This is a genomic window from Lactococcus sp. NH2-7C (assembly GCF_029953655.1).
Lineage (GTDB): Bacteria > Bacillota > Bacilli > Lactobacillales > Streptococcaceae > Lactococcus > Lactococcus lactis.
Window position 1 is genome coordinate 2,043,426 of the sequence record NZ_CP124538.1, and the last position, 25,195, is coordinate 2,068,620.

The following is a 25,195-nucleotide window of genomic DNA, read 5'->3' on the forward strand; positions in this document are numbered from 1 at the left end:
AATCACTGACAGAAATTTTATCAGTGACTTTTTATTTTTTTATATCTTGTCAGTAAAAATTACTTACGATTTTGTTTACCAGCATTTCGTCCGCCAGATTTACGTTCCTTTTCATTGCGTTCACTTGTGATTTCTTTGAAATTTTCTTGAACAGAAGTAGGTGTAACATCTTTGAGACCTTCATTATTGATTTTTGGAGGATTTTTTGTAAATTCTTCATCAATACGACGGCGCATTCTTGGTTTCATGATGAAGGTAATGATGATTTGTTGGATAACAATAACAAAACCACCAACTGCCCAGTAAAGTGCTACTCCAGCAGGTGACATGAATGAGAAGACAACAATCATTGCCGGACTCATAATCAACATTGCCATTCCTGATTTCTTTTGTTCAGGGGTCATTGACAAAGTTGAAATCCAGGTTTGGATGAAGTAAAGCACCCCAGAGATAATAACCAAGACCACACTTGGATGTCCTAAAGGAATCCCATAAAATGTTGAACTTGAAATTCCCGTTGTATAGGCTGCAGCATTATAAAGAGCGATAAAGAAAGGCCATTGAATCAACATTGGTAAGCAACCAATTGATGAAAGCATGTTAATTCCATTATCTTTTTGGGCTGCCATCAATGCTTGTTGAGCTGCCATTTTTTCTTCAGGAGTTTGTGCTTTTTTGAGTCGTTCTTGCAAAGGAGCAAATACAGGAGCAAGATAAGCCATTTTTTCTTGCATATAAGTTGATTTGTAGGCTTGATTCAAACCTAAAGGCAAGATGAGAAAACGGATAATCAGAGTAACAAAAATAATTCCCCAACCATAACCCATGTGCAAGTTATTAGCGAATAAGTCAACAAAAGCAGACATTGGACGAACCAAAAAATTATAGGTAATTCCATGAGTAGCTGCTTCGGTTGGAACGCGGACTCCATCAACAACGTGTGTTTGAACACAGCCAGATAGGAATAACAATCCGGCTGTCATTAAACCAGTCAATGTTAATTTCTTTTTCAAATTTTTCAATATAAGTTCACCTTCTATAAATTAAACATACTCATCTATTTTACCTAAAATTCAGATGAATTTCAATAGGACTAAAGGATGAAAAGCCATTCTGTAGTTTAAAATCTTCAATAATATTTTCTGTCAGCAAAAGAAAAAAGCTGTCAGTAGTGACAGCTTTTATCAGTGGAAAATTAAGCTTCTTCCATCGCAATAATTGCTTTTAGAATAGCTGCAGTTTCTTTCCAGTCACGAACAGTGATTGTTTCAATTCCCATTTGAACAACAGGGTAATCATTTCCGCCAGGTTGAGTCATGTCACCAAAGTAAAGAATTTCTTCTTTAGTAACATTAAGTTCTTCCATCAAATGATTCATCCCAAATTCTTTATTTTGACCTGGAACAAAACCGTTAATAGTTGTTGTTCCAGCAACTTCAAATTCAAATTCTGGAGCATATTGGCCAGCCAATTTAGCAATTTCATTACGTTTTGTCATGTCTGGGTCCCAAGCTTGTTTAGCTTCAACACCAGCTTTTTGACCGATTGCTGAGTAAGCAATCATCGATTCACGATTTTCATTAATTTCATCGCCAGGGGCAAGAACAGATTCATCCCAATGTCCAAGCTCTTTAGCAGCTTTTTCAAGTGCACCCATAATTGCGTTAGCTTGTTCATCAGTCAAAGCGTAATTGAAGACCTGTTTCCATTCGCCATCTTTGTGAGCATAATATTGAGTCCCTTGGGCAACAAACAAATGGAAATTATCCAGATTTGCAGATTCAGGCAAATTATTAATAATTTGAATCAAAAATTGATCATATTTTTGACCAGAAATTGGTGCAATGATATATTTTTGAGACAAAGTAGCCAACAATTCAGCCATCTCAGGGAAAATCGGCATTTTTGGTTCATTGAGTGTGTTGTCAATGTCGAAACTTAATATTTTTTTCATAAGTTTTCTCCTATTTTTTTCTTATCAACGCTTACATTATAACATTTTTTTAATAAAAAAAACAATCTAATAAAAATAGATTGTTTTTTTTCAATTATGAATTGCCTCTTGCTTTACTTAAAGCAGGGACAATTGCCATTGTTAAAATCACAGCGATGATCACTTCTGCAATAGAATTTCCTGTGATAATTGAAGCAAGCAAAGCTCCGAAGGTTTGTTTGGTTACATCATGAAAGAAGAGGAAGATGAAACTTAAAACCAAAAGTGTATTAGTTGCTGTTCCAACAAAAGCGGCTAAACCAGCTCCAAAACGATTTTGTGCCAAACGATAAACGAGGGCAGGAAGAATTCCGACTAGAACACGCGGAACGATGGCAATAACCAATGCCCAGATAGAACCATGATTTGTTCCAGGAACAGGCTGTAAGGGACTAAACATAAAGCTAGAAGGTAGGGTTACGATTGTTGAATTAATAACACTAATCAATCCCATCACTAGACCCAGAAATGCTCCTTTACGAACTCCAAGAACAATTGAACCAATGATTACTGGAATATGGAGCAAAGTTGGAACGATTGGTAAAGGCCAAACGCTATAGATAATTTGACTCAAAAGTTGGACAACGACCATAATTGCAATAAAAATGGACAAGATTGCCACATCAGACGCTTTTGATTTTTTCATAAATACCTCATTTATTTTATAAAGAATTTTTTAAATCCGATAGAATATCAGGTAAGTCGGCGAGTGCTCCCTCACCAAAATCTCCACAAGCGAGCAAAGATTTTTTCGGTTGAATCATATTATAATCTATTTTCTTAAGAATCTCAATGTTTTTTTGCGTCAAAGGATGTTGATACATTTTAGTATTCATTGCAGGGGCAAAATATTTTGGTACAGAAGGTTCAAGAGCAAGGGCTACAGAAGTGATAATATCATCAGCTCGGCCTTGCGCCAAACGACTAATTGTATCAGCAGTTGCAGGTGCAACAAGGAAAAGCTCAGTATTTTTAGCTAAATCAATATGATTAACCAATTCAGGACGTTCTTCGTCCATAATATCCAAGTGAACCTTATTTTTGGACAAAACTTGTAGAGTTAAAGGAGTGATGAACTGAGTAGCGCTTTTTGTCATTAAAACTGTCACATCATGTCCCTCTTTTGTCAGTAAAGAAGTTAAATCTGCTGCTTTGTAAGCTGCAATTGAACCTGTTACCGCAAGTGTAATTTTAGTCATTTTTTAATTCCTCCGAGGTTTTTAAAAGTCTGTCAGCAATTTCAGCCTTTGTTTTTAAAGTAATTTCATGATTTTCACTGACCAAAAATGCTTGATGGTCATTTCCATGAATGTTTTCTAAATCATTCGCTAAAATAAAATCAGCATGATTTGTCAGTAATTTTTCTCTGGCCACAGAAAGAAGTTCAGTTTTTTCTACACCAACCAATAATTTAAAACCAAAAAGCAAAACATTTGGATTCCATTCTTTAATGTAAGAAATAATCTTTGGTGTTTTTTCTAGGAGCATGATTTGATAATCAGATTTTGAAGAAATTTTCCCAACTTTTTCAGGACGAAAATTTAAAAGTTCATCTTTAGAAAACTTGTCAGTAAAATTTTCAAGACCTGTCATATAAATAGGACGATAATCACTGACAGCCATACTATGGATAACAACATCCATATCAGGCACTAAGGCTTTCATTTGTTCATAAAGGTCATGAGTTCCTTCAATCGGAATATAGGTCAGCCTGTCAGTAAATTCAGGAAGTTTAGCCTGAAGTCCAGCTAATAAAAAGACTTCATGACCAGCACTTAAAAATTTTTCAGCAGTCACTTTTCCCAGACTTCCTGTCGCAAAATTACTAATGCCCCGAACGTTGTCAATAGGTTCCGTTGTTCCACCAGAAGTAATCAAAACTTTCATTTTTCACCAGTTTCTTTTAGAGTTGCTTTCATTTTATCCTAATAAAAATATTTTTTCAAGAGAAGTTTATTTACTAAAAATTTACTGACAGCTTAAATAAAAAAGCCATCAATTACTGACAGCTTTGATTGGCTCAAGTGAAAACTTATTTCTTCTTTTTCATTTCTCCGCCTTGATAGAGCATTCCTTCTGGAAGATCATTAAAAATGACATGAATTGCTGAAGTAGGTGCTCCAGCATGTTTTGAAATTGTTTCAGTAATTTCTTTAGCAATTATAGCTTTTTGCTCAACAGTACGACCCTCAAAAAGTTCAACATGGACATATGGCATAATAAATTCTCTTTTCTATATGATTATGAGGATATTTTATCATATTTAAATAGAAAAAAGTTTAACGAATCAAAAATAACATTTTTACCGTTTGCAGGACTTCTCAGAACTATGTTAAGATAGAACAAAGTATTCTTTAAAATAATATATAAAAACAATCAAAAAATGAAATTGAGAAGAAATAGAGAGTAAAAATATGTCTTTAAAAGGATTAACAAGTCTTGAGGTTGAAGAACGGATTCACCAAGGGAAAATAAATAAAAATATAGATGAGACGGATCGCCCTGTTTGGGAAATTGTAAAACGAAATACTTTTACATTTTTCAACTTAATATTTGCAGTCATTGCAATTCTAATCAGTTTAGTTCAAGCGTGGAATCAGCTTATTTTCTTACCGATTATTATCATCAATACAATTGTCGGAATTTATCAAGAAATCAAAGCCAAACGATATTTGGACCAAATGACTCTCCTGCACGCTCCGCAATCCACAGTGATAAGGAATGGTCAACAAGAAAAAATTGCTTCAGATGATTTGGTTGAAGAAGATATTATTATTCTTAAAACAGGAAATCAAATTGTCGCTGACGCTCGCATTGTCGAAGGAAGTATTTTTGTCAATGAATCACTTTTAACAGGTGAAGCTGACGAAATTGAAAAAAATGTTGATGACAAACTTCTGTCAGGAAGTTTTGTTGTGTCAGGAGAAGCCAAAGTCATTTTGGAAAAGGTCGGAAAAGATTCCTACATTTCCAAATTAACAGAACAAGCCAAATTAGTTGACCATGGTGAAGACTCTGAAATGTTACGTGCCCTCAATAAATTATTAAAGTGGGTCAGCTTTATTATTCTTCCGATAGCAGTCATTTTATTTACCCAAAATTACTTTGTCAATCATAATACACTTCAAACCAGTGTTGTAGCAATGGTGGCAGCGGTTATTGGAATGATTCCAGAGGGGTTGTATCTTTTAACAACCATTGCCTTAACCCTCAGTAGTGTGAAATTGGCTCGTAATCAAGTACTATTGCACAATATGAAAAGTATTGAATCCTTAGCGCGTGTTGATGTTTTATGTGTCGATAAAACAGGAACAATCACAGAACCCAGAATGTCAGTTGAGCAAGTATTTGCTAGTCCAAGTAGTAATATAAACGAACAGAAATTTATGTTCCTTTTATCTAACTACATCTCAGCAAATACAGATGACAATGATACTATGAAAGCGATTCGAGAGTTTATGCTTGCAAAAGGTGATCTTCAAAATCAAATGACTGGTGTTAAAAAAATTATTCCATTTTCATCAAAAGTAAAATATAGTGCTGTTTGTTTTGAAAATGAAAGTTATCTTTTAGGAGCGCCAGAAATTGTTTTAGGAAAAACTTATGAAAAAATTAGCTCTGAAATCAGTCATCTTTTAGAAGAAGGTTTTCGTGTCTTAGTTTTAGCAGGAACAAAAGAAAAAAATTATGACCAACTTAATTTAGGGGCTTATGCACTTGGTTACATTGTGTTAGCCAATCCCATCAGAGAAAATGCTAAATCGACATTTAATTACTTTGCAGAGCAAGGAGTCAATATCAAAGTCATTTCAGGTGATAACCCTCAAACCGTGTCGGCAGTTGCAAAAAGAGCAGGAATTACCGGCGCTGAACGTTTCATTGATGCAAATTTATTGAAAACAAAAGAAGATTTAGACCAAGCGGTTGAAACATATACCGTTTTTGGACGTGTGACACCTGACCAAAAACGCCGTCTCGTTCAAGCCCTCAAACGTAAAGATCATACTGTCGCAATGACTGGAGATGGTGTTAATGATATTTTAGCCATGAAGAGTGCTGATTGTAGCATTGCCATGGCTTCCGGAAGTGATGCTGCGACTCAAGTTGCACAAGTTGTCTTATTAGATTCAGATTTTGGACATATGACACAAGTGGTCACAGAAGGACGTCGAGTCGTCAATAACGTTCAACGTTCAGCCATTCTTTTCCTTGTAAAAAATCTCTTTTCAATCATCTTGGCAATTATCTCAGCAATCTTTGTCTTCACTTATCCCTTACAAGCTTCACAACTTTCACTTATCAGTTTATTCACCATTGGGATTCCAGGATTCTTACTCTCTTTAGAAGAAAATGACAAACGAATTGAAAAAGATTTTATTAAAAATGTTATCTTAAAAGCACTACCAGCCAGCTTGACTGAAATTACGGCCGTTTTAGGAGTCGTTATTGCTGGAGCTGCCTTCAAATTGACGGCATCAGAAATTTCAACTTCAGCAGTTATTTTGCTAGCTGTTGTTGGATTTATGATTTTAACTAAAATCAGTGCACCACTCAACCGTTTTAAAATGGGAATTATCATTTTTAATATTGTTGGTATAATTATCTCAGGTTTCATGTTCAATTCCCTCTTTTCTATCAGCAAAATTTCGTTGGACAGTTTTGTTCTGGTTGCACTGCTTTCCCTCTTTTCTGAATCACTTTTCAGAAACTTTGATTCTCTTCTAAAAAAATATTTCAAATAACAAATAATAATTAAATAGAAAGATTAAATGAACGAAATAAGTAAAGTAAAAAGAAGCCAAGTTCTTATTGAAAAATTGGTAAACTTGTGGGAAAATTCGGTTAAAGCCAGTCATTTATTTTTATCAAACAAAGAGATAGAAGAAATAAAAAAATATGTTCCTAAAGCCCTAAGAGAAATTGAACATTTGATAGTTGAAACAGATAAGACAGAAAATCCGATAGCCTTCATGGGAATTTATAAAAACAAACTTGAAATGTTATTTATTAGCCCTGCACACATGAAAACAGGATTAGGCAGAAAGTTAATTGAAGAAGCAATTGAAAATTATTCGGTAAATGAACTTGTAGTGAATGAACAAAATCCGAAAGCCAAAGGATTTTATGAGCATTTAGGCTTTAAAGTTTATAAAAGAAATCCGATTGATGAACAAGGAAATCAATATCCAATTCTTTTTATGCATTTGGGTTGATAATCAAAAATCTCACATTTGAACAGTGGGATTTTTTTAATACATGCGAAGAGATTAGGGTAGAAGGCTATGTTATAATAGAATAGATTAAACACAAGGAGTTTGAATGGCTTTTTTAATAATATCCCTGATTATCATGCTAATTGGCCTGCTAAGATTAAAAATCAATAAAAGAAGTATAATAGGAGGAATTTTTCTAGCCTCAGGTCTGATATTGAGCCTAGCCTCTCTGCTTTTTGAATTATTAAACCTTATTTATCTTTATCTTCCGTCGGGTGATTTTGCAACCTTGATCATTGCTTATGGAATCCTTCCCTTAATATTTTTATAGGTCTGTGGATATTTCATTTTTAACTCAAAAACAATGAGAACTAAAGAAGGGAAAAGTGCCACTGCAAAATTATCTGCTCTATTTGGCTTAAATTTGCTTATTGCCTTTCCAGCACTCTTTATGTTATTAACATTTTCAACAAAAACAATACCACAAATAATCTGGTACATTCTTCTTTATATTTTACTTATTGATATAATTCTCTGTTTTTTGTTTGCTGCCTACATTTTATATTCATGGATGAGCCAAATGATTCCTTTACAAAAAAAGATAGATTATATTATCATTTTGGGTTCAGGTGTTAGAAGTGAAGAAGTTCCACCCTTGTTAAAGAGTCGATTGGACAAAGGAATTGAATATTACCAGAAAAATCCTACAGCCAAATTTGTTGTTAGTGGCGGACAGGGGGCAGATGAGCCTGTATCAGAAGCCTTCGCCATGCGGAAATACCTTCAATCACAAAACATTCCTAATCATCAAATTCTTTTTGAAGATAAATCCACCACTACTTATGAGAACATGTTATTTTCTAAAAGGATAATTAATGAGGATTGGTCAGATAAAGAAATGCCCCCTTCAATCATTTTTTCAACCAATAATTATCATGTTCTCAGGGGAAGTTTATATGCGCAAAGAGTAAAATTAAAAGCCCAAGGAGTAGGGGCACCTACAGCACTTTATTTCTTACCTACGGCCTTAATTCGTGAATATATCGCATTACTCCTACATAGAAAAATTATTCTTTTTAGTGTATTGGGAGGTGTTTTAATGCTTATTATTATCTCCCTTCTTCCTATTTAAAAAATATTAGCAAACCTCAAGAAAGAGATGTCTTTCTTGAGGTTTTTAGTACTCGTTTTTTCATTACAAAAATGTAAGAAGGAGACATAGAACTTGATGTTAGAATGAAAGGGTAGCTAAATTGTAAAAAGAAAAAAAGGAAAGATATAGAATGAAGAAAATACTAATAGCGCTAATTATCATGGTACCAATTGCCATTACCGGATTCCTCGGTTATGACTTTTTCAAAAAAAATTTTGCTCATGTTCACGGTATAATCATGTATAGTGATAATAAGGATGAAGCAGATACTATATTAGAAAATAATAAAAAATATATTGAAAAAAGTTTAACTGTAGAAGGTAAATACAGTTCAAAATCAGATGTCTTAGTCTTGAATACTCAAGCTGCTAATAAATTAATAAAGGAAAAAGTTTTTAATAACGTAACCAAAAAAGGAGATAAGTTTAAATTTAAGACAGTAGAAAACTTATCAGCTGAGCCAGCTTTGTGGACAGGAAAGGAAGATAAAACAATAACTGATGATAAAGAACAGTCAGTGAAACCTAAAAGTACAAAATATATTGTTCTAGGAGAATACAGTGCCACTTCTAAGATATTGATTCTTAATGATGAAGATTATCAAAAATTTGATGCAAAAGCTAAATTTGTAAGTGTAATAAAAGAAAAACGAGATGCTGATAAAGTGCTTAAAAGCTACATTACGAGTGGTTTAATTCCCTCACAGATATTCCCTTACAAATAATAAAAACGACTAAAAATAACTCTTATAAAATGTTACTGGAAATTTTTCTAGTGACATTTTTATTTTTATACAAATTAAAGATGATTATACTAAGTTATAAAGTTATCAAGCGAATAAGCCAGCTTAACTCACTATTTATGTAATAATATAGGTACAGTAATTAAAAGAACGCATACATAATGAAGGGGAGAGAAGTATGACTAGTAATAAACTAAAAGCATTGGGACAACTAATATTATTTATTGTAGGAATTGAGCTAATTGGTGGCCTATCTGGCCTCTTGGCGGGGGATATTAAGGGTATTTATAATAATCTTAAACTCCCACCCCTAGCGCCACCAGACTATCTTTTTGGGATTGTTTGGCCTGTATTATATGCTCTTATCGCCATTTCCGCCTATTTGATTTTTTATAAGCTCAAAACTCAAAGGAGTGAGGCCCAAAATGCTTTATTCTATTTTGGAATACAACTTATCTTAAACTTTATTTGGAGTATTATTTTTTTCAAAGGCTATTTTTGGTTAGGAGTTATTATTATTCTCTTACTAGATTTTATTGTTTATCTCTGCATCATTAAATTTTCAAAAATTAATAAGTGGTCTGCATTCCTTCTAATTCCTTATTTTATTTGGATTATTTTCGCAACATATTTGAGTATATCAGTTGCTATCTTGAACTAAATAATTTGAGGAGAATCTGATGGTTTGGGCAATAAATAATGATTATATAACATAAAATTTTTGATATTTATGAGTATATACATCTGTAAAACTGAAAGTCATAGATTGGAGAAAAATAATGAATTTTATTAAACCCTTTATTATAAGTGGAGTAATTTTTTTAATTTTAGATATTTGCTGGCTCTTTTTTGCAAATAAAAAAATCTATCAGCCAAATATTGGTAACTTGATGGGAGATTTTAAAGTTATTCCGGCCATTATCTTCTATATTATTTATCTAGGAGCACTAACATTTTTTGTATTAATGCCCGGACTTGAAAAAAATAGTATAACTTACGTCTTACTGAGTGGTGCTCTACTAGGATTAGTATGTTATTCTACATACGATTTAACAAATTTGGCATCAATTAAAGACTGGTCACTAATGGTAACAATAATTGATATTATTTGGGGGACTTTTGTAAGCTCTTTGAGTGCAAGTCTTTCATTTCTTGTGATTACAAAGTTTATGGAAGGATAAATAATGGAAAAGGTAAAATCTGAAGACCGTCTACTAGAAAGTATCATAGCAGGAGCGCAAAAGGTTATTAACGGAAAGGATGAACTAAACAAAATAAATGTATTCCCAGTTGCCGATGGGGATACAGGGAGTAATTTAGCATCTTTAATGCAAACAATTATTGATAATTTATCTAATAATAATTATTCAACGAACCTTTTATTCGATGAAGTAGCTTCGGCAGCGCTCATTGGGGCTCGGGGAAATTCTGGAATTATTTTTGCCCAGTACTTAAATGCCGTTTCAGATTACTATAGTGTATATGAAACTAATTTAGAGATACTTGTTTTAGCTTTCAACAGAGCAGTAAAGAGCGCCTATGATTCTTTGATCGAGCCCAAAGAAGGAACGATTTTATCAGTTATGAGAAGATGGGCAGAAGTATTAATGATTACTTTTCAAGAAAGTACATCTTTTGAAAAAGCCTTACTAGAAGCCAAAGGAGAAGCTTGGAAAGCTCTTAAGGAAACACAATTTCAGATGTCAATTTTAAAAAAGAATAAACTTGTTGACTCTGGAGCGAAAGGTTTTTACTACTTTATATCTGGTTTTACTGATGCTTACTGTGGAGAAAAGGTAAGCGAGATACAAGAAGAACTTATCCCCACTATAAAAGAATTAAATAAAGAAGAGATTAAAGAACACTTTATATCTGAAGCACCTAAAAACCGGTATTGTTCAGAATTTATTATCAAAGAGCCGATAAGACAAGAAAATGATTTAAAAGAATCACTAAGGAAATTGGGAGATTCTTTAGTTATCGCTGGAAATAAAAAGCAAATAAAGATTCATATCCATACTAACCATCCAGAAAATATATTAGCATTCTTACAAAAAAACGGAACGATCATCTATCAAAAAGTTGATGATATGCAATTACAGTATGAAATATCACAAAATAGAAAATCATCCATTGCTATTGTCACAGATTCTGTTGCCGATCTATCTGCTGATTTTATACTTGAAAATCAAATTTTTGTTTTACCTTTGAATGTTTCAGTAGGAGAGCAAGACTTTTTAGATAAACTTACAATCAATCCTCAAATTTTTTCAGAAAAGTATAATAAGAATTTAAAAATGACAACTTCTCAACCAAGCATTCAATCTGTTGATTCACTTTTCTCCTTTTTAGAAGGAAAATATGAACATATCATCGTGATTTCAGTTTCTTCAAAACTAAGTGGCACTTATCAACTTATCAACCAAAGAATTACAGCAAAGAAATCCTTAGAAAATCGAGTACATCTTATAGATTCCAAATTAAATTCAGTAGCTCAAGGACTACTAGTTAAACAAGTTGCCAAATTGATTAGTGAAGAACGTTCTATTGAATCAGTACTTAATGAAACAGAAAAAATAACTGACCGGATATTTATTTATGTGGCAGTAGAAGATTTATCGCCAATGATAAATTCGGGAAGAATTCCAAAAATTTTGGGAGAAATCGCACAAAAACTTTCAATGCATCCAATTATTAGTCTTGATAAAAGAGGAAACGGAAAGCTAATTGGTGCTTCTTTTAGTCAAACTAAGAGTATGAATAAGATTCTGAAAAAAATTATCCTACTATCAAAAGAAGGACAAATCGAAGAATTAGCTTTGACACATGTTTTATCCGAAGAATCAGCTTTAAAGATAAATGAACTATTGAAAGAAAAAACTACTAAAAACTGTGAAATTATAGACAGTTCAGCAGCAATTGGAATTTCTGCGGGGATTGGAAGTTTAGCAATTGCCGGACTATTAAAGGAGGTCAAATGATTTATATAGCCGTTTTGGTAACTTTATTACTTTATTTCATCTGTTGGTTTCTTATTGCGACATCTAAGAAGAATTACGGATTGATAGACATTGCTTGGGGCGGAGGATTCGTTCTTACAGCTGTGGTCTCTTATTTATTTGCTCCGAGAATTACGATTCAAAATAGTCTAATCTTAGTATTAGTTATACTATGGGGAGTACGTTTAGCAATTCATTTAGGAAGACGAAATTGGAATAAACCCGAGGATTATCGCTATACAAATATGCGTAAAAGGTGGGGCAATAATTTTCCAAAATTGAAAGCTTTTCTCACGGTATTTATGGTGCAATATCTTTTGTTAATCATTATTTCACTCCCAATTATTCAAGTCAATTCAAATGTTAATTCTCAATTTTATTGGTGGCAAATTTTAGGTATAATAATTTGGATATTTGGCTTTATCTTTGAAGTTTTTGGAGATCGTCAGTTAGAAGTCTTTAAAAAACTACCCCAAAATAAAGGAAAACTATTAACTAGTGGCCTGTGGTCACTAACACGACATCCTAATTATTTTGGCGAGTCAATGTGTTGGTGGGGAATATTCTTAATCTCTTTGACGACTTTATCAACGCTTTGGTTGGTTATTAGTCCACTATTGATTACTAGTCTCCTTTTATTTGTATCTGGTGTACCAATTCTTGAAAAAAAATATAAGAATCGTGAAGATTTTAAAGAATATGCAAAAAATACCCCGAAGTTTGTTCCTTTTATTGGTAAAAAGGGCTTGTAGACTAAGTTCTCAATCATAAAGGCCCATAATTTTAGTAATTTCCTTTTTATTCTTATATAAAACAACATTCGTATGCTTTCAAAATTGTAAGCTTATTAATCCAGCTCCTTGATATAATAAGGGTATAAAATAAAGGAGAATATATTGTGAAGAAAGTATTAGTAGGATTGTTAGCTATTATGGTTATGATAATCGCTTCTGGGTATAGATATTATAAAATGAATTATGGTGGGGAAAGTTACTATGTTCAAATATTAGTTAATGGTGAGCGGGAAGAGACGACTGCTGATGATCATACACCAATGGTAATTTATCACTACAAACTTGATTCTTTCAATTCAAAAGGAGATAAAAAGTTAGTAAAGTTTATGGCTAGTCATAATTTAAGAAACCAAGCCTATTTAGAACTGACTTATAACAAGCATAAAGGTGTAACAAACTGGAATGAGGTCCAAGAGAAAGAAATACCAAAACCTGCATTAAAAGAGCTACAAAGCTTAGAAAACTAATTTCTATTTTCCTTATCTAGATAAAGAATTTGTAAGCTAGGGAGCTAAAAGAAGTTAGTGGATAGATTAAATATTTTAGCGATATAATGATAGTGTTAAAGGAAAAAAGGAAAATAAATATGGCTTTTAATATCTGTGTAAATCTTTATGTAAAAGAAGTAGAAAAAGAAGTAGATTTTTTCAGGTCAATCGGTTTTTTAGAAATTGAAAGACATAAGATGGAAAACTCAGATTCAGTTGTAATTGCACCGCTATCAGATGGCAATGCTTTTTTACAAATTTGGGATATCGAGTTTATAAAAAAAGTCTCACCCGAAGTTGCGAATGATAAACCTTCATTACTATTTACAGTAGATAATATAGAAGAGATGAATGAAAAATTAAAGAAGATTACTCCTACAACAAGCGACTTGATGGATGCTAACGGGAAAAAAGCATTTAATTTCCAAAGCCCTTCGGGTAACTATTATGCTTTTATGGAAATTTAATTATATCTAATTTTATAATAGTCCTTAAAACTGTCATTAAAGGCAGTTCTTTTTATTTAAATGAGAAAATAAAGAAATCATATAAATTTTTATTCTGTGTAATCTAAAATATTTGCAAAAACAAGTAAAATATTTTATTATATGACTTATCAATCATTGACTCGTCAAGTATTTATTTTTCCAAAAATTGAAAAATAAACATTAATAAATAAAAAGGAATAAAAATTATGATTATTGTAAATGCTAAATTTTATATTAAAGAAGATAAAAAATCTCAATTCTTAAAAGAGATAGAAGGTCTGATTTCAGCTTCCAAAAAGGATGAAGGATGTCTGGAATACTCTCTTTATGAATCTACGGATAATCAGCTAGAATTTGTGATGATAGAAAATTGGGAATCACAGGAAGCGATCGAAAAACATAACACTAATCCCCTTTTGCTAGCATTCGCTAAGAACTTGAGCACTTATAGTTCAAAACAACCAGTTCTACAAATTGCGGAAACAAAGTAAAAAATAATTAACAATATAAAAAGATAGAGCAAGAAAAATATTGCTCTATCTTTTTATATTATAGGGAAAGAAATTAGTGAAGAATCTTATAGGGTTTAGAAGGTAAAACGGGGAAAGGAAAAGTAATGGCACAACTATATTTTAGCTATGGAAATATTACTGGATTCCTTTATAACAATGCATTATAGAAACTAAAATAAAATTTAGTGTGCAGAATTTAAAAGACATAAAACAACAAGATATTATTGAAAAATAAGGAAACTTATAAAATAAAAAGCCACTAAAGTTTAGTGACTTTTTATTTATCCTTTACTTGGTATGAATGGAATGATTGACTGTGCGAGGGCTTCAACATTTCTACTTTGAATCAGGATTTTTCCCTTACCTCGAAATTTATTAACTAACCCTTCTCCTGTCTTAAAACCAAATGTTCCGGAAGCAACTTCAATTGAATAACTCAAAGATTCAGTCCATGCTAAAACATGTTGATTATCAACTACAAAATCTTCTGTTCCATCAAGAGCTATTTCTACAATATCCCCGTAACCGCTGATTAACATCTTTCCGCTGCCCTGTGTTTTCATCACAAAAAGACCACCAGTTCCTCCAAATAATGCTCCATCTAATTTTTGACGTTCCATTATGTAATGGACACCACCCTCACTAACGAGGAATGCCCCTGTGTTAAGATTCCACTGTTCTTGACCGACAAGAATTTCCTTGATTGAACCAAGGCTAGCAGGAGCAAGCGAAATTTTACCATTTGCACCTATTGCGCTTGCCTTAGTAATAAAGAAACTTTCTCCACTTGTAATTGAACGACCAAGAGCTTTTAAAGCACCTCCAAGTCCTCCTTTTCCATTGCTGTTCATTTTTCCTTCAAGTTTAACAGCAGCGTTATGGTAGACCATCGCTCCAGACTCAATTTGAATCTCTTCATTATTGTCAAGACTAATCTCCACTAGTGGTGCCATTGATGTTGAACTTAGTTGATATTCCATAAATCTTCTCCTTTTGAACTTATTCTTTAAACAATTATATCATGAGATGTCATCTGAATAAATATTAAAAATTATTCTTATTTATGAAATTATTGTATTCAAAGAAGCTATAGTAATAAAAAAGCATGTTTGGACATAACATGCTTTTTTCATTAATTATGAAATATTTATAATTTTTTCGATAGATATGAGGTGAATTTTATCTGTGGATTTTATTCTAACTTGATTATTGATAAATTCTGATACAAAACCAAAAGCTTCAGTTATTTTATCCTTAGATTGATATTTAATTTTGACTTGTACTTGATTAGTAAATGACTGGTTGAGAAGATGAAGTATAATGTGATGTGATAAAGGTTGTAAGATTTTATCACTATTTTGCTCTTTAACAAATGCATTTTGGGCCTCGGTCAACTCTCCGGTCGCAAATGATCCCCATTTCATCATTCCTCTATCCTGATATGCTCGAATGACTTCATAGGAACTATAAGAACGGTCAACTGACATCTTTATCCTCCTTATTTTGACTTGCTGCATGACCTCCAATAAGTTTATTTCGATAAATCACACGTGAACCTTCGGATAAACTACTTGCTTTTTGAATGGATAGAAAATCGAATTTTTCTCTGATTTCGTCAATGGCTTTTTGAAGGGATTCCTGCTTTTCGTTGGATTGATTTTCTTCAACAGTTTCAAATAAAGAAAGTTGTTTGACCGAATTATCAGAGAGTTGATTGCCACTTATTCCTATTTTCCTTACTGCTCCACCTTGATATTTTTCACGAAATAAACGAATTGCGAGGTCTTGCAGTTCCTTTGTATTTTGTGTTGCTTCAATATTGCGTGAAATTTTAATAGAAGAGTGTTCAGAGCTTGCTGCAGCACCCACATAAAGTGAAAGATTGCTTGCCATTCTTCCTCCCTTTCTTAGCCTTATCGCTAAGTTTTCAGCCATTTCTTTAATCACAAGTTCTATTTCTTTTTGTTTATGGTAGTCACGAGGTAGAATTTGAGAATTGCTGAAGCTAGAAGATTTAGGAATATATTTTTCCCTTACATTACTTTCATCAATTCCATTTGCATGGAAAAAATGTTGGAGTCCAATTGTTCCTAATTTTTGTTTAAGGAGAAGAGGGTCAGCATTTGCAAGCTCTTTAATGGAACTGATTCCTAACTTGTTCAAACGTTTCTCAGTTCGTTTTCCAATTCCCCAGAAGTCAGTCATCTTAGGAAGAGTCCAGAGCTTACTAGGCACATCTTCATACCGTATTAATGCTCTCATATTCTGATTATGTTTGGCATAGTTATCCATGGCAAGTTTTGCAAGTAGAGGATTATCACCCATCCCTACAGTTACATATAGCCCTAACTTATCCAAAATTTCACGTTGTAAATCTAAAGCAATCAGATTCATTTGCTCATATCGGTTTCTAATATCAGGATAGAAGAAGTTAAGAGATTCTGTGATATCTAAAAATGATTCATCAATTGAGTAAGAGTGAATTTCTTCAATTGATGTGTAATTGGTTAGAATTTCAGTAACTTTGATTTTATAATCTACATAGAGCTGCATTTGAGGCGGAACAAGCCATGTTCGTTTTGCCCAAGATTCGATGAAAGCGACATGCTGCAAAGTTGGTTCAGTCCGTTGTCCGTAAATATCCGTATGTGTTCGATACCATTGTGGGAAATTGAATTTCCTTGTTTCAATAATAAAGGGTAAATCACTGGCACGACTTATGTTTTTCATTCCAAAGACTTTTTTAAAAGTAGGACTAGAGGCAAGCGTTAAACCTTTAGTGTTATCTGCACGACTCATGACGCAAAGAGAAGTTGTCAAAGGGTTAAGATTTCGTTGAACGCACTCAATAGAAGCGTAATTTGATTTGACATCTTCAAAAAGGATAGCTCTGCGAGGTTCAAGTGAGTAGTCAAAAAAGTTATTTAATTTATGTTTATCCATCTCTCCCCTTCAGTAACATATTTAATACAAAATATCTGTTTATCTGATATTATACTCTAAAAAAAACCATTAATCAATGGATGATATCAGAAAAAATAGTAAAAAGATAAAAAATATCTCAGTTTGTTCCTTCCCCCAAAAAAAGAGCTTATTTTCTGCTATAGTTAGATTTAGAGAAGGGCAAAGAAGTTCTGTATTTGATTCATTATTTAAAAAATATCTATCAAAATTTTGAATATAGTAATGGTGACTTAAATATTGAAGCAAACGACCACAAACACCAGAAGATAAAAATATTTAAGAATAATTGATGTAAGTTTTAGGAAAACTCCAATTTTTAAGAAAGATATTTAATCAGTTCAAATATGCAAATATTACTGGTCCTTTTTGTAGCAGTGAATTTAAAGAAATCATAATAAAATTTAATGGGGAGAATTTAAAATAAATTAAAAAATATTGTTAAAAAAAGAAAATTTATAAAATAAAAAACCACTAAAAAAATAGTGGTTTTTACTTATTTTTATATTTTTAATTATTTAATACAAAATTCATAAAATACGCAATCGTCCCATCCTTTGTTATCAAAGCTCTTGAGATTGGTTCTCCCGCGAAATACAAATTGATGTTTTTCATAAAGTTTCTGTGCAGGTGTATTTTTAAAATTAGTATCTAATCTAATAGTTACCATACTATTACTTTTGCCAAAATCTTTAATAAAGTTGATCATGGCACTTGCAATTCCTTGATTTAATTTTTTAGGATCTATAATTAAAGTATGGATTACCAATATTTGATTAGGATCAATCTCTGAATTGTCCCAAGTAATATTTTCATACTCTTTATCTGATTGATTATTTAGAATCATAGTACCTGAAACAGTATCATTTGAATCATAACAAACAAAGAGCTGAGATAAGTCAATTGCTTTTAGAGCCGTATCAATTGAGGGATAAATATTTTTTATCCAACTGGTTTGTTTTTCATCAATCAATGGTAAAGAATTATCATAGAATTCAGCAACTGCGGGTTTATCTTGCTCTGTAGCAAGGCGTACAAAGTATTTCATCTTATATTCTCCTATTTTAAGGTTGGAAAATTATAGCATAAAAAAGCATGAATGTAAACTCTTTCTTTAATTTTTATCAGGGATTTTTGTATATGTTATCAAAGTGGTATATTGCATGTTTTATATGTTATGCATTTCTTATTGTTCTTAAGTATTATTTAACAAGCATTTAAAGGGTATAGTTTTTTTATATAACTAAAAAAGTCAGTTTTTTTCATAATTGGTATTGTTTTGGTGTAATGTATATGGTACAATGCTCTTTGTGTGTAATTTGAAAAAAATAAAGGAAAAATTAAAAATGAAAATTAAAAAAATTATCATAGCAGCCACCACTTTTGCAATAGTTTTTAGTACGTGTATTGGTATCAAATCATTAGCGGATAATTATTGGACTGGACATGGAGAAATTCAGACAATTAACAACAATATTGATACACTATCAAATCGAGTTAAAAGTAAAAATCAAGTGATTTCTGATTTAAATAAGACCATAGCAAACTTAAAAAGTTCAGTTGATTCACAAAGTTCGCAAGTCAATTCGCTACAAACTCAATTAACGCAAGCTAATATAGACAAACAAAATGAAATCAATGCAAAGATAAATGAAATCAATACAAAAATTGCAGAAGGAAATCAAAAAGTAGCTGATAAACAAAAAGAGGTTGATGTAGCAAACCAAACAATCTCTCACTTAAACCAACAACTTAATGATTTACGGCAAAAGTCTGGACAGGACAATGACCAAGCACTGCGAGAAGTTCAAGATACTCGAGCAAAATCTGATAAGGCTGTACAAGATGCACAATAAATAAAAAGTCCCTGACTTAGGTCAGGTTTTTTTATATAAATAAGCATAAATATTTAAATTTCTGTTTTCAAACTTTTATTTAAAGTAAGTAATTGCGAGAGAAGTAAGTCATAATTAATATTCTCGTTGCAAGAAACTAAACTGTCACCAATTTCAAGAGAGATAGAAGGTAATTCCTTTTTAACTTGTGCTCCCTTATCTGTGAGAAATAACTCAACACTTCTTTCATCTTTATCAGAACGTTTTCTTATAATGTATCCCTTTGCTTCCAATCTTTTTAGCAGAGGGCTTAATGTACCGGAATCTAAAGAGAGTTCTTCACCTAATTTATTTATTGTCATCTCGTTTTCAATTGCTAACATAGCGATAAATCCAGTATAAGTAAGCGAATATCTATTTAAATAAGAATTATATTTTTTTATAATTTCTTTTGAAGCAATGTATAATTGAAAACATAATTCCTTACTAAGAATATTGTCTGTCATATTTTCTCCCATCATTTCATTATATCTGAATCTATATATTTGTCAAACGTAATTGTATTTAGTACAATTATATTGTAAACAACTTAAAAAGGAGATTTCAATGAAAAAAATATTTTCTACAAAAATGATAAATACTGGCGGTCGAAATGGCGAAGTCCATTCTCCAGATAAAAGTTTTAATTTAGATATTGTTGCACCAGGCAGAAAGGTTGAAGGAGCAACAAACCCAGAGCAATTATTTGCTGCAGGATATAGCGCTTGTTTTAATAGTGCTTTAGACTATATTAAAAAATCAAAAAATATAGAGGGTGAATCAACCATTGAAGTTACAGTTTCTCTCTATAATTTAAGTCAAAATGAAATTCCAGATGTAGTATTAGGAGTTGATATTACAGGACATATCGAAGGAGTGAGTGCTGAAGAAACAGAAGAACTCTTGAAACTAACACATAAAACTTGCCCATATTCCCGCGCTACTCAGGGTAATATTGAAGTAACGATAAAGGCTATCTAAAGACTTTTTCTACAATCAGTTTTCCAAGATTAAACTTTTTACTAAGTTTAGGGAGCGCAAAACTCTTATTATTTTTTCTTTTGATAATATATTGAAAATAAAAGATAACAATAATTAATGCAAGATTTAAAGTACAAAAATTAGCGAGGAGCTCATTAAGAATTTTAAAGGTAAAAAGCCAATAAAAAAATATTGGTTTTTTATTTTTAAAAATTTTTGAATACGTGTTTTCATCTCGAGTGCAAGAAGAAATAAGAAAATAGATAAGTAGTTGAAATGCGAGTTCAAAAAAGGAGTATATTGCTGAAAAATTATATAGATATATATTAAATGAAGTAACCTTTCCAAACTTTGAGCGATTAATAAAATAGAGAGAAGGGTTAAAATATAAATGAAATATGATATAATTTAAGTTGTGTTTTAATTTGACCTCGTTGAGTAAAAATTAGAGAAATCGAGAAAGTTTATGAAGTAATCTTTAGGAATTTTGAAGTACAAAACTTTTGATATTAATGGTTTAGAAGCAAAAAAATAAAAGGAAAAGTAATGGCGCAATTATATTTCAAATATGGGACGATGAATTCAGGAAAATCCATTGAGATTTTGAAAGTCGCTCATAATTACGAGGAACAGGGTAAGCCTGTTTTATTAATGACTTCAAGTCTAGATACGCGGGCAGGGGTTGGAACGGTTGCCAGCCGAATTGGGATGAAGGCTGAAGCTGTCGCGATTGATGAAGAAATGTCTGTTTTTGATTATGTGGATGCTTTACCTGACAAACCTTTTTGTGTGCTGATTGATGAGGCACAATTTTTAAATAAAAAACATGTCTATGATTTTGCGCGTGTTGTGGATGAACTAAATGTTCCAGTCATGGCTTTTGGTTTGAAAAATGATTTTCGTAATGAGCTTTTTGAAGGCTCGAAATATTTACTTTTGCTTGCGGACAAAATCGAAGAAATTAAAACGATTTGTTGGTATTGTAGTAAAAAGGCAACAATGGTGATTCGGACAATTGATGGAAAACCAGTTTATGAAGGTGAACAGTTGCAGATTGGTGGAAACGAAACCTATATTCCTGTTTGTCGTAAACATTATTTTAAGCCAGAAATTTAAAAAATAAGATTAGAATTTTATACGGACAGACTTTATATCAAGAGGGAGGAACTCGATGTTTTATCATTTTAAAGGAACGATTACTGGTGAGGATTATCAAAGAATTCTTGGTCAAATGACCAAGCGGATGATGCTTGTTTTTTCAGGAATTATGCTTATTTTTTTGGTTATTAATTTATTTATGAGTAAGGGGCAATGGCTTTGGCCGGTTGTTTCTGCTTTGCTTGTTCTTGTTTTAGGAAATCTTTTTTTACATTGGCAATTGAAAAGTCGTTTTTTGAAAAATTTTAAGCCACAAGAACTTGATATGTATGTGACAGAGGAACAAATTAAAGCTCAAATGAATGTACGTAATGTTGAAATTTTTTCAGATCGTGTTCACTTTTTTCAAGGGAGAAATCAGGTAATGATCTTTAAAAAGGACATGCTACAAGATGTGACACAATGGGATTCATTTGTCAGTATGGCCAAAAATTTACCATTAAAAACTAAAAAATAATTAAAGGAAATAGAGAAATGTTTGATCAGTTAGAATCAATAGTTGGAAGATATGAAGAATTGGGTGAGTTATTGTCTGACCCTGAGGTGGTTTCGGATACGAAGCGTTTTATGGAATTATCGCGTGAAGAAGCAGATTTACGTGATAAAGTAGCGACTTATAATGAATACAAAAAAGTTCTTGAAACAATTTCTGATAGTGAAGAAATGCTTGGTGAAGGTGGACTTGATGATGATATGAAAGAAATGCTCAAAGAAGAACTTTCATCAGCAAAATCACAAAAAGAGCTTTTGGAAGAAGAAATCAAAATTTTGCTTTTGCCAAAAGACCCAAATGATGGAAAAAATATTATTTTAGAAATTCGTGGAGCTGCAGGTGGTGATGAAGCTGCACTTTTTGCTGGTGATTTGTTGAATATGTACCAACATTTTTCTGAATCACAAGGTTGGAAGTTTGAAATTATGGAAGCAAATATCACTGGGATTGGTGGCTATAAAGAGGTTTCAGCTTTAATTTCTGGTCCATCTGTTTATTCAAAATTGAAATATGAATCTGGTGCTCATCGAGTACAACGTGTCCCTGTAACTGAGACACAAGGGCGTGTCCATACATCAACGGCTACTGTTCTTGTTATGCCTGAGGTTGAAGAATTTGAAATGACAATCGACCAAAAAGATTTACGTGTGGATATTTACCATGCCTCTGGTGCTGGTGGACAGAATGTCAATAAGGTTGCTACTGCGGTACGTATGGTCCATTTACCAACTGGGATTAAAGTGGAAATGCAAGAAGAACGGACGCAACAAAAAAATCGGGATAAAGCTATTAAATTGTTGAATACAAAAGTTTTTGATTATTATCAACAAATTGAATTGGATAAGCAAAATGCAGAACGTAAATCAACAGTCGGAACTGGGGATCGTTCTGAGCGGATTAGAACTTACAATTTCCCACAAAACCGCGTGACTGATCACCGGATTGGTTTGACTTTGCAAAAGTTGGATAGTATTTTATCCGGGAAAATGGATGAAGTGATTGATGCTTTGATTGTCTATGACCAAACTAAAAAATTAGAAGAATTAAATAAATAATGGATTTTAAATTTGAAGATTTTGTTATTCGAGAAGTGGGACATGAAAATAGGAAAATGCAAACTTCAAAAAAGGTGAATAATGTTTCAACAGATGTGACTATTTTTAAAGTCAAAGGCTTTGATTTATCTTTTGATTTACTTTATTGTAGGGGTGAAAATGGAGATGTTTGGGTAGTTGCGGAAAAGATAGAGTCTCTTTCTAAACATTTGCACCGAGCGCAAAGAACTCGGATGTCAATTGAAAATTATAAAGAAAAGCAATATTGTCGACTTTGGCAAGAAGTAAAAAAAGATGAAGACTGGAGTCGGACCAAGAAAAGTTTACCTTTGTCTGAATTGGGAAAATATAGTAAAAATCCTTTACGTCAATCTTTCTCAGAACTTGGAGCAAAACTTGGAACTTTAGAAGAGTTGGTTTCCGAAACGAATCAAAATCGAAAACAGTATGCTTTGCTTTTTCCAGCTCAAGAAGTAAAAATCCCTTTATGTGCTTATCTTTTAACTCGAATTTCACCTCTTATTTAGCAGAGAATCTTGTAAAATAATGATTATTTATAAAAATTATTAGTAGTGAGGAACTTATTTTGATGAATGATGAAACAATCATGAATCCAATGATTGAAAAAATGTTGCTCCACGCATCAGTTCGTGATTTTAAAGCAGAGCCTTTATCGGCTGATGTCAAGGATCTGCTGCTAAAAGCTGCACAGTCTGGAGCTTCATCTAATTTTCTACAAGCTTATTCAATCATTGAGATAGCGGATAATGATTTGCGTCGTGAACTGGCTAAGATATCAGGTTCAGATGATTATGTGAATCAAACAGGTGTTTTTTATATATTTGTGGCTGACTGGTATCGACAAGCTCAGATTTTACGGACAGAAAATAAGGATGTGAAAGCTCTCCAGAACATGGAAGCATTGACAGTTGCCATTGTTGATACTACAATTGCTGCACAGAATATGGCGATAGCAGCAGAATCTATGGGGCTTGGAATCTGTTACATTGGTGGGATTCGTAATGATATTGCTAAAGTGGCAGATTTACTGGATTTACCAGAATTGACTGTTCCACTTTTTGGTCTTACAATTGGGATACCAAAAACACGAAATGAAGTTAAACCACGTTTACTAAGAGCAAATATTTTGTCAGTTAATGCTTATAACCGTGTGGCAGTGAGTGATTTACAGGCTTATAATGAACAAACTTCAGATTATTATGCCAATCGGAGTCGTCATCAAAAATCTACTGATTGGACGCAGGAAATGAGTAATTTTCTGACAAATCCACGCCGCGAGGATGTTGCCAAATTTTTGAAAAAGCAAGGATTTACATTAAACTGAAAAGTTGATTAAGCCTGATTTTATTGGGCTTTTTTGCTATACTTGGAAGAGTAATTTAAAAAGATATTAGAAAAATAATTTATATTGGAAAGTAGAAAAATAAAAATGCTTTGGATTGAAGCTGTGCGAACTTTGTCAGCAGATTTAGAAGACCCTTTTGAGTTGGAATTTGTCTGGCGAAATTTACATGAACTTGATAAATTATCTTGGTTGAATTTAATGCGAGAAAAAATTACTGACCAAGAATTAAAATTACTGACAGAAGTGTCAGAACGTCTTCATCAGAATGAGCCCCCACAATATATAGTCGGTTGGGCGGAATTCCGTGATTTGAAATTGAAGGTCGATGGTCGTGTCTTAATTCCCCGTCCTGAAACTGAAGAATTAGTGGAAATGATTTTGGCTGAAAATGAGAATGATTCCCTCAAAATTTTAGATATTGGAACAGGGTCAGGAGCGATTGCCATTTCTCTAGCTCAAGCGCGTGAAAATTGGTCAGTAAATGCTTCTGATATTTCTAAAGAGGCACTAACTTTAGCAGCTGAAAATGCTGAAATAAATCAGGCTAATTTGGAATTCATTCAATCAGATGTACTAGATAAAATTACTGACAGCTTTGATATTATCGTTTCTAATCCGCCATATATTGCTTTTGATGAAACTTATGAAATGGATAATTCTGTCATTAAATATGAACCTGATTTAGCGCTTTTTGCGGAAAATCAGGGATTAGCAATTTATCAAAAAATTGCTGACCAAGCGGTCAATCATCTGACCGATAATGGAAAAATTTATTTGGAAATTGGTTATAAGCAAGGACAAGCTGTTCAAGCTATGTTTCAAGAAAAATTTACTGACAAGCTTGTTAGTATTCATCAGGATATATTTGGAAAAGATCGAATGATCAGTGTCAAATGATAAAAGCTACTGTTGCTATATTTAAGGA

Annotated in this window: 29 protein-coding genes and 1 pseudogene; 19 read left to right on the forward strand and 11 right to left on the reverse strand. The window is 32.5% G+C overall.

All coding sequences use genetic code 11. From position 1 onward, the window contains the following. Positions 1 to 59: 59 nt before the first annotated feature. The 6 genes from yidC to QJV49_RS10365 all read right to left on the reverse strand — a co-directional run bounded on the left by yidC (position 60) and on the right by QJV49_RS10365 (position 4,211). A complete protein-coding gene (gene yidC / locus QJV49_RS10340; RefSeq protein ID WP_003130506.1) occupies positions 60 to 1,022 on the reverse strand; it encodes a membrane protein insertase YidC in 963 nt (320 codons plus the stop codon). A 173-nt stretch (positions 1,023 to 1,195) separates the two neighbouring features. Further along, positions 1,196 to 1,954 (reverse strand): HAD-IIB family hydrolase, encoded by a 759-nt coding sequence (locus QJV49_RS10345; protein ID WP_225511546.1) that lies wholly within the window; start codon positions 1,952 to 1,954, stop codon positions 1,196 to 1,198. A 94-nt stretch (positions 1,955 to 2,048) separates the two neighbouring features. Then, positions 2,049 to 2,639, reverse strand: a complete 591-nt coding sequence (locus tag QJV49_RS10350) for an ECF transporter S component (protein ID WP_003130510.1) — start codon at positions 2,637 to 2,639, stop codon at positions 2,049 to 2,051. A gap of 16 nt (positions 2,640 to 2,655) precedes the next feature. After that, the gene (gene coaC / locus QJV49_RS10355; protein WP_017864177.1) at positions 2,656 to 3,192 is read right to left on the reverse strand and encodes a phosphopantothenoylcysteine decarboxylase; all 537 of its coding nucleotides are present in this window, start codon (positions 3,190 to 3,192) and stop codon (positions 2,656 to 2,658) included. After that, positions 3,185 to 3,880: a phosphopantothenate--cysteine ligase gene (locus tag QJV49_RS10360; protein WP_225511547.1), complete on the reverse strand. Its 696-nt coding sequence runs from the start codon at positions 3,878 to 3,880 to the stop codon at positions 3,185 to 3,187. The genes coaC and QJV49_RS10360 overlap by 8 nt, the downstream gene beginning before the upstream one ends. A 145-nt stretch (positions 3,881 to 4,025) precedes the next feature. Beyond that, positions 4,026 to 4,211, reverse strand: coding sequence for a 2-hydroxymuconate tautomerase (locus QJV49_RS10365; RefSeq protein ID WP_225511548.1), 186 nt, complete (start codon positions 4,209 to 4,211; stop codon positions 4,026 to 4,028). 196 nt (positions 4,212 to 4,407) lie between these two features. Here QJV49_RS10365 and QJV49_RS10370 point away from each other — a divergent pair, with 196 nt between their 5' ends. The 11 genes and pseudogenes from QJV49_RS10370 (at position 4,408) to QJV49_RS10420 (ending at position 14,361) form a co-directional block, all read left to right on the forward strand. Further along, a complete protein-coding gene (locus QJV49_RS10370; RefSeq protein WP_225511549.1) occupies positions 4,408 to 6,735 on the forward strand; it encodes a cation-translocating P-type ATPase in 2,328 nt (775 codons plus the stop codon). 27 nt (positions 6,736 to 6,762) lie between these two features. Then, a complete protein-coding gene (locus QJV49_RS10375) occupies positions 6,763 to 7,206 on the forward strand; it encodes a GNAT family N-acetyltransferase (protein WP_225511550.1) in 444 nt (147 codons plus the stop codon). A 106-nt stretch (positions 7,207 to 7,312) separates the two neighbouring features. Then, positions 7,313 to 8,338 (forward strand): annotated as a pseudogene (locus QJV49_RS10380) (YdcF family protein). Between the two features lie 151 nt (positions 8,339 to 8,489). Continuing rightward, positions 8,490 to 9,083 carry a lipoprotein BA_5634 family protein gene (locus QJV49_RS10385; RefSeq protein WP_225511551.1) on the forward strand — a complete coding sequence of 198 codons (594 nt, stop codon included), beginning with the start codon at positions 8,490 to 8,492 and terminating at the stop codon, positions 9,081 to 9,083. A 196-nt stretch (positions 9,084 to 9,279) separates the two neighbouring features. Beyond that, positions 9,280 to 9,762: a TspO/MBR family protein gene (locus tag QJV49_RS10390; protein ID WP_225511552.1), complete on the forward strand. Its 483-nt coding sequence runs from the start codon at positions 9,280 to 9,282 to the stop codon at positions 9,760 to 9,762. 118 nt (positions 9,763 to 9,880) lie between these two features. Further along, positions 9,881 to 10,282, forward strand: a complete 402-nt coding sequence (locus QJV49_RS10395; protein WP_003130519.1) for a DUF2177 family protein — start codon at positions 9,881 to 9,883, stop codon at positions 10,280 to 10,282. Between the two features lie 3 nt (positions 10,283 to 10,285). Next, on the forward strand, positions 10,286 to 12,082 hold the full coding sequence (locus QJV49_RS10400) for a DAK2 domain-containing protein (protein ID WP_225511553.1): 1,797 nt from the start codon (positions 10,286 to 10,288) through the stop codon (positions 12,080 to 12,082). Continuing rightward, on the forward strand, positions 12,079 to 12,852 hold the full coding sequence (locus QJV49_RS10405; protein ID WP_225511554.1) for a DUF1295 domain-containing protein: 774 nt from the start codon (positions 12,079 to 12,081) through the stop codon (positions 12,850 to 12,852). The genes QJV49_RS10400 and QJV49_RS10405 overlap by 4 nt, the downstream gene beginning before the upstream one ends. A gap of 146 nt (positions 12,853 to 12,998) precedes the next feature. Beyond that, entirely contained in the window at positions 12,999 to 13,361 is a 363-nt protein-coding gene (locus QJV49_RS10410) for a YxeA family protein (RefSeq protein ID WP_225511555.1), read from the forward strand. A 119-nt stretch (positions 13,362 to 13,480) separates the two neighbouring features. Further along, positions 13,481 to 13,849, forward strand: coding sequence for a glyoxalase/bleomycin resistance/dioxygenase family protein (locus QJV49_RS10415; protein ID WP_021723158.1), 369 nt, complete (start codon positions 13,481 to 13,483; stop codon positions 13,847 to 13,849). 227 nt (positions 13,850 to 14,076) lie between these two features. After that, complete coding sequence (locus QJV49_RS10420) at positions 14,077 to 14,361, forward strand: putative quinol monooxygenase (protein ID WP_021723157.1); 285 nt, start codon at positions 14,077 to 14,079, stop codon at positions 14,359 to 14,361. A 302-nt stretch (positions 14,362 to 14,663) separates the two neighbouring features. Here the strand turns inward: QJV49_RS10420 and QJV49_RS10425 are convergent, their stop codons facing one another. The 4 genes from QJV49_RS10425 to QJV49_RS10440 all read right to left on the reverse strand — a co-directional run bounded on the left by QJV49_RS10425 (position 14,664) and on the right by QJV49_RS10440 (position 18,391). Beyond that, positions 14,664 to 15,362 carry a TIGR00266 family protein gene (locus tag QJV49_RS10425; protein WP_025017231.1) on the reverse strand — a complete coding sequence of 233 codons (699 nt, stop codon included), beginning with the start codon at positions 15,360 to 15,362 and terminating at the stop codon, positions 14,664 to 14,666. A gap of 156 nt (positions 15,363 to 15,518) precedes the next feature. Next, the gene (locus QJV49_RS10430; RefSeq protein WP_309568390.1) at positions 15,519 to 15,899 is read right to left on the reverse strand and encodes a hypothetical protein; all 381 of its coding nucleotides are present in this window, start codon (positions 15,897 to 15,899) and stop codon (positions 15,519 to 15,521) included. Continuing rightward, entirely contained in the window at positions 15,859 to 17,325 is a 1,467-nt protein-coding gene (locus QJV49_RS10435) for a Y-family DNA polymerase (protein WP_225511557.1), read from the reverse strand. The genes QJV49_RS10430 and QJV49_RS10435 overlap by 41 nt, the downstream gene beginning before the upstream one ends. Positions 17,326 to 17,857: 532 nt before the next feature. After that, positions 17,858 to 18,391: a GNAT family N-acetyltransferase gene (locus QJV49_RS10440; protein WP_225511558.1), complete on the reverse strand. Its 534-nt coding sequence runs from the start codon at positions 18,389 to 18,391 to the stop codon at positions 17,858 to 17,860. 298 nt (positions 18,392 to 18,689) lie between these two features. Here QJV49_RS10440 and QJV49_RS10445 point away from each other — a divergent pair, with 298 nt between their 5' ends. Then, complete coding sequence (locus tag QJV49_RS10445) at positions 18,690 to 19,199, forward strand: hypothetical protein (protein WP_225511559.1); 510 nt, start codon at positions 18,690 to 18,692, stop codon at positions 19,197 to 19,199. A 53-nt stretch (positions 19,200 to 19,252) separates the two neighbouring features. On the opposite strand, the gene QJV49_RS10450 is transcribed toward QJV49_RS10445, so the two are convergent. Beyond that, positions 19,253 to 19,684, reverse strand: coding sequence for a MarR family winged helix-turn-helix transcriptional regulator (locus QJV49_RS10450; RefSeq protein WP_225511560.1), 432 nt, complete (start codon positions 19,682 to 19,684; stop codon positions 19,253 to 19,255). Positions 19,685 to 19,784: 100 nt separating this feature from the next. Here QJV49_RS10450 and QJV49_RS10455 point away from each other — a divergent pair, with 100 nt between their 5' ends. From QJV49_RS10455 to prmC, 7 genes are all read left to right on the forward strand, one after another. Beyond that, positions 19,785 to 20,198 (forward strand): Ohr family peroxiredoxin, encoded by a 414-nt coding sequence (locus QJV49_RS10455; RefSeq protein ID WP_058203190.1) that lies wholly within the window; start codon positions 19,785 to 19,787, stop codon positions 20,196 to 20,198. Between the two features lie 546 nt (positions 20,199 to 20,744). Next, on the forward strand, positions 20,745 to 21,314 hold the full coding sequence (locus tag QJV49_RS10460; RefSeq protein ID WP_225511561.1) for a thymidine kinase: 570 nt from the start codon (positions 20,745 to 20,747) through the stop codon (positions 21,312 to 21,314). A gap of 55 nt (positions 21,315 to 21,369) precedes the next feature. Next, positions 21,370 to 21,813 carry a hypothetical protein gene (locus QJV49_RS10465; RefSeq protein WP_225511562.1) on the forward strand — a complete coding sequence of 148 codons (444 nt, stop codon included), beginning with the start codon at positions 21,370 to 21,372 and terminating at the stop codon, positions 21,811 to 21,813. Positions 21,814 to 21,830: 17 nt separating this feature from the next. Continuing rightward, positions 21,831 to 22,904 (forward strand): peptide chain release factor 1, encoded by a 1,074-nt coding sequence (gene prfA, locus QJV49_RS10470; RefSeq protein ID WP_003129495.1) that lies wholly within the window; start codon positions 21,831 to 21,833, stop codon positions 22,902 to 22,904. Then, the gene (locus QJV49_RS10475) at positions 22,904 to 23,431 is read left to right on the forward strand and encodes a hypothetical protein (protein WP_225511563.1); all 528 of its coding nucleotides are present in this window, start codon (positions 22,904 to 22,906) and stop codon (positions 23,429 to 23,431) included. The genes prfA and QJV49_RS10475 overlap by 1 nt, the downstream gene beginning before the upstream one ends. 62 nt (positions 23,432 to 23,493) lie before the next feature. After that, the gene (nfsA, locus tag QJV49_RS10480) at positions 23,494 to 24,249 is read left to right on the forward strand and encodes an oxygen-insensitive NADPH nitroreductase (protein ID WP_225511564.1); all 756 of its coding nucleotides are present in this window, start codon (positions 23,494 to 23,496) and stop codon (positions 24,247 to 24,249) included. Between the two features lie 105 nt (positions 24,250 to 24,354). Continuing rightward, positions 24,355 to 25,167: a peptide chain release factor N(5)-glutamine methyltransferase gene (gene prmC, locus QJV49_RS10485; protein ID WP_225511565.1), complete on the forward strand. Its 813-nt coding sequence runs from the start codon at positions 24,355 to 24,357 to the stop codon at positions 25,165 to 25,167. The last annotated feature ends 28 nt before the right edge of the window (positions 25,168 to 25,195 follow it).

What these genes read in the sequence shown, in the direction of transcription:
- QJV49_RS10465 (WP_225511562.1), top strand. Translation starts at nt 21,370, where the DNA reads ATGTTTTATCATTTTAAAGGAACGATTACTGGTGAGGATTATCAAAGA.
- QJV49_RS10375 (WP_225511550.1), top strand. Translation starts at nt 6,763, where the DNA reads ATGAACGAAATAAGTAAAGTAAAAAGAAGCCAAGTTCTTATTGAAAAA.
- QJV49_RS10395 (WP_003130519.1), top strand. Translation starts at nt 9,881, where the DNA reads ATGAATTTTATTAAACCCTTTATTATAAGTGGAGTAATTTTTTTAATT.
- prmC (WP_225511565.1), top strand. Translation starts at nt 24,355, where the DNA reads ATGCTTTGGATTGAAGCTGTGCGAACTTTGTCAGCAGATTTAGAAGAC.
- QJV49_RS10400 (WP_225511553.1), top strand. Translation starts at nt 10,286, where the DNA reads ATGGAAAAGGTAAAATCTGAAGACCGTCTACTAGAAAGTATCATAGCA.
- QJV49_RS10435 (WP_225511557.1), bottom strand. Translation starts at nt 17,325, where the DNA reads ATGGATAAACATAAATTAAATAACTTTTTTGACTACTCACTTGAACCT.
- QJV49_RS10415 (WP_021723158.1), top strand. Translation starts at nt 13,481, where the DNA reads ATGGCTTTTAATATCTGTGTAAATCTTTATGTAAAAGAAGTAGAAAAA.
- QJV49_RS10370 (WP_225511549.1), top strand. Translation starts at nt 4,408, where the DNA reads ATGTCTTTAAAAGGATTAACAAGTCTTGAGGTTGAAGAACGGATTCAC.
- prfA (WP_003129495.1), top strand. Translation starts at nt 21,831, where the DNA reads ATGTTTGATCAGTTAGAATCAATAGTTGGAAGATATGAAGAATTGGGT.
- coaC (WP_017864177.1), bottom strand. Translation starts at nt 3,192, where the DNA reads ATGACTAAAATTACACTTGCGGTAACAGGTTCAATTGCAGCTTACAAA.
- QJV49_RS10350 (WP_003130510.1), bottom strand. Translation starts at nt 2,639, where the DNA reads ATGAAAAAATCAAAAGCGTCTGATGTGGCAATCTTGTCCATTTTTATT.
- QJV49_RS10460 (WP_225511561.1), top strand. Translation starts at nt 20,745, where the DNA reads ATGGCGCAATTATATTTCAAATATGGGACGATGAATTCAGGAAAATCC.
- QJV49_RS10450 (WP_225511560.1), bottom strand. Translation starts at nt 19,684, where the DNA reads ATGACAGACAATATTCTTAGTAAGGAATTATGTTTTCAATTATACATT.
- QJV49_RS10440 (WP_225511558.1), bottom strand. Translation starts at nt 18,391, where the DNA reads ATGAAATACTTTGTACGCCTTGCTACAGAGCAAGATAAACCCGCAGTT.
- QJV49_RS10430 (WP_309568390.1), bottom strand. Translation starts at nt 15,899, where the DNA reads ATGCAGCAAGTCAAAATAAGGAGGATAAAGATGTCAGTTGACCGTTCT.
- QJV49_RS10445 (WP_225511559.1), top strand. Translation starts at nt 18,690, where the DNA reads ATGAAAATTAAAAAAATTATCATAGCAGCCACCACTTTTGCAATAGTT.
- QJV49_RS10425 (WP_025017231.1), bottom strand. Translation starts at nt 15,362, where the DNA reads ATGGAATATCAACTAAGTTCAACATCAATGGCACCACTAGTGGAGATT.
- QJV49_RS10390 (WP_225511552.1), top strand. Translation starts at nt 9,280, where the DNA reads ATGACTAGTAATAAACTAAAAGCATTGGGACAACTAATATTATTTATT.
- QJV49_RS10475 (WP_225511563.1), top strand. Translation starts at nt 22,904, where the DNA reads ATGGATTTTAAATTTGAAGATTTTGTTATTCGAGAAGTGGGACATGAA.
- QJV49_RS10455 (WP_058203190.1), top strand. Translation starts at nt 19,785, where the DNA reads ATGAAAAAAATATTTTCTACAAAAATGATAAATACTGGCGGTCGAAAT.
- QJV49_RS10365 (WP_225511548.1), bottom strand. Translation starts at nt 4,211, where the DNA reads ATGCCATATGTCCATGTTGAACTTTTTGAGGGTCGTACTGTTGAGCAA.
- QJV49_RS10420 (WP_021723157.1), top strand. Translation starts at nt 14,077, where the DNA reads ATGATTATTGTAAATGCTAAATTTTATATTAAAGAAGATAAAAAATCT.
- QJV49_RS10345 (WP_225511546.1), bottom strand. Translation starts at nt 1,954, where the DNA reads ATGAAAAAAATATTAAGTTTCGACATTGACAACACACTCAATGAACCA.
- nfsA (WP_225511564.1), top strand. Translation starts at nt 23,494, where the DNA reads ATGAATGATGAAACAATCATGAATCCAATGATTGAAAAAATGTTGCTC.
- QJV49_RS10405 (WP_225511554.1), top strand. Translation starts at nt 12,079, where the DNA reads ATGATTTATATAGCCGTTTTGGTAACTTTATTACTTTATTTCATCTGT.
- QJV49_RS10385 (WP_225511551.1), top strand. Translation starts at nt 8,490, where the DNA reads ATGAAGAAAATACTAATAGCGCTAATTATCATGGTACCAATTGCCATT.
- QJV49_RS10360 (WP_225511547.1), bottom strand. Translation starts at nt 3,880, where the DNA reads ATGAAAGTTTTGATTACTTCTGGTGGAACAACGGAACCTATTGACAAC.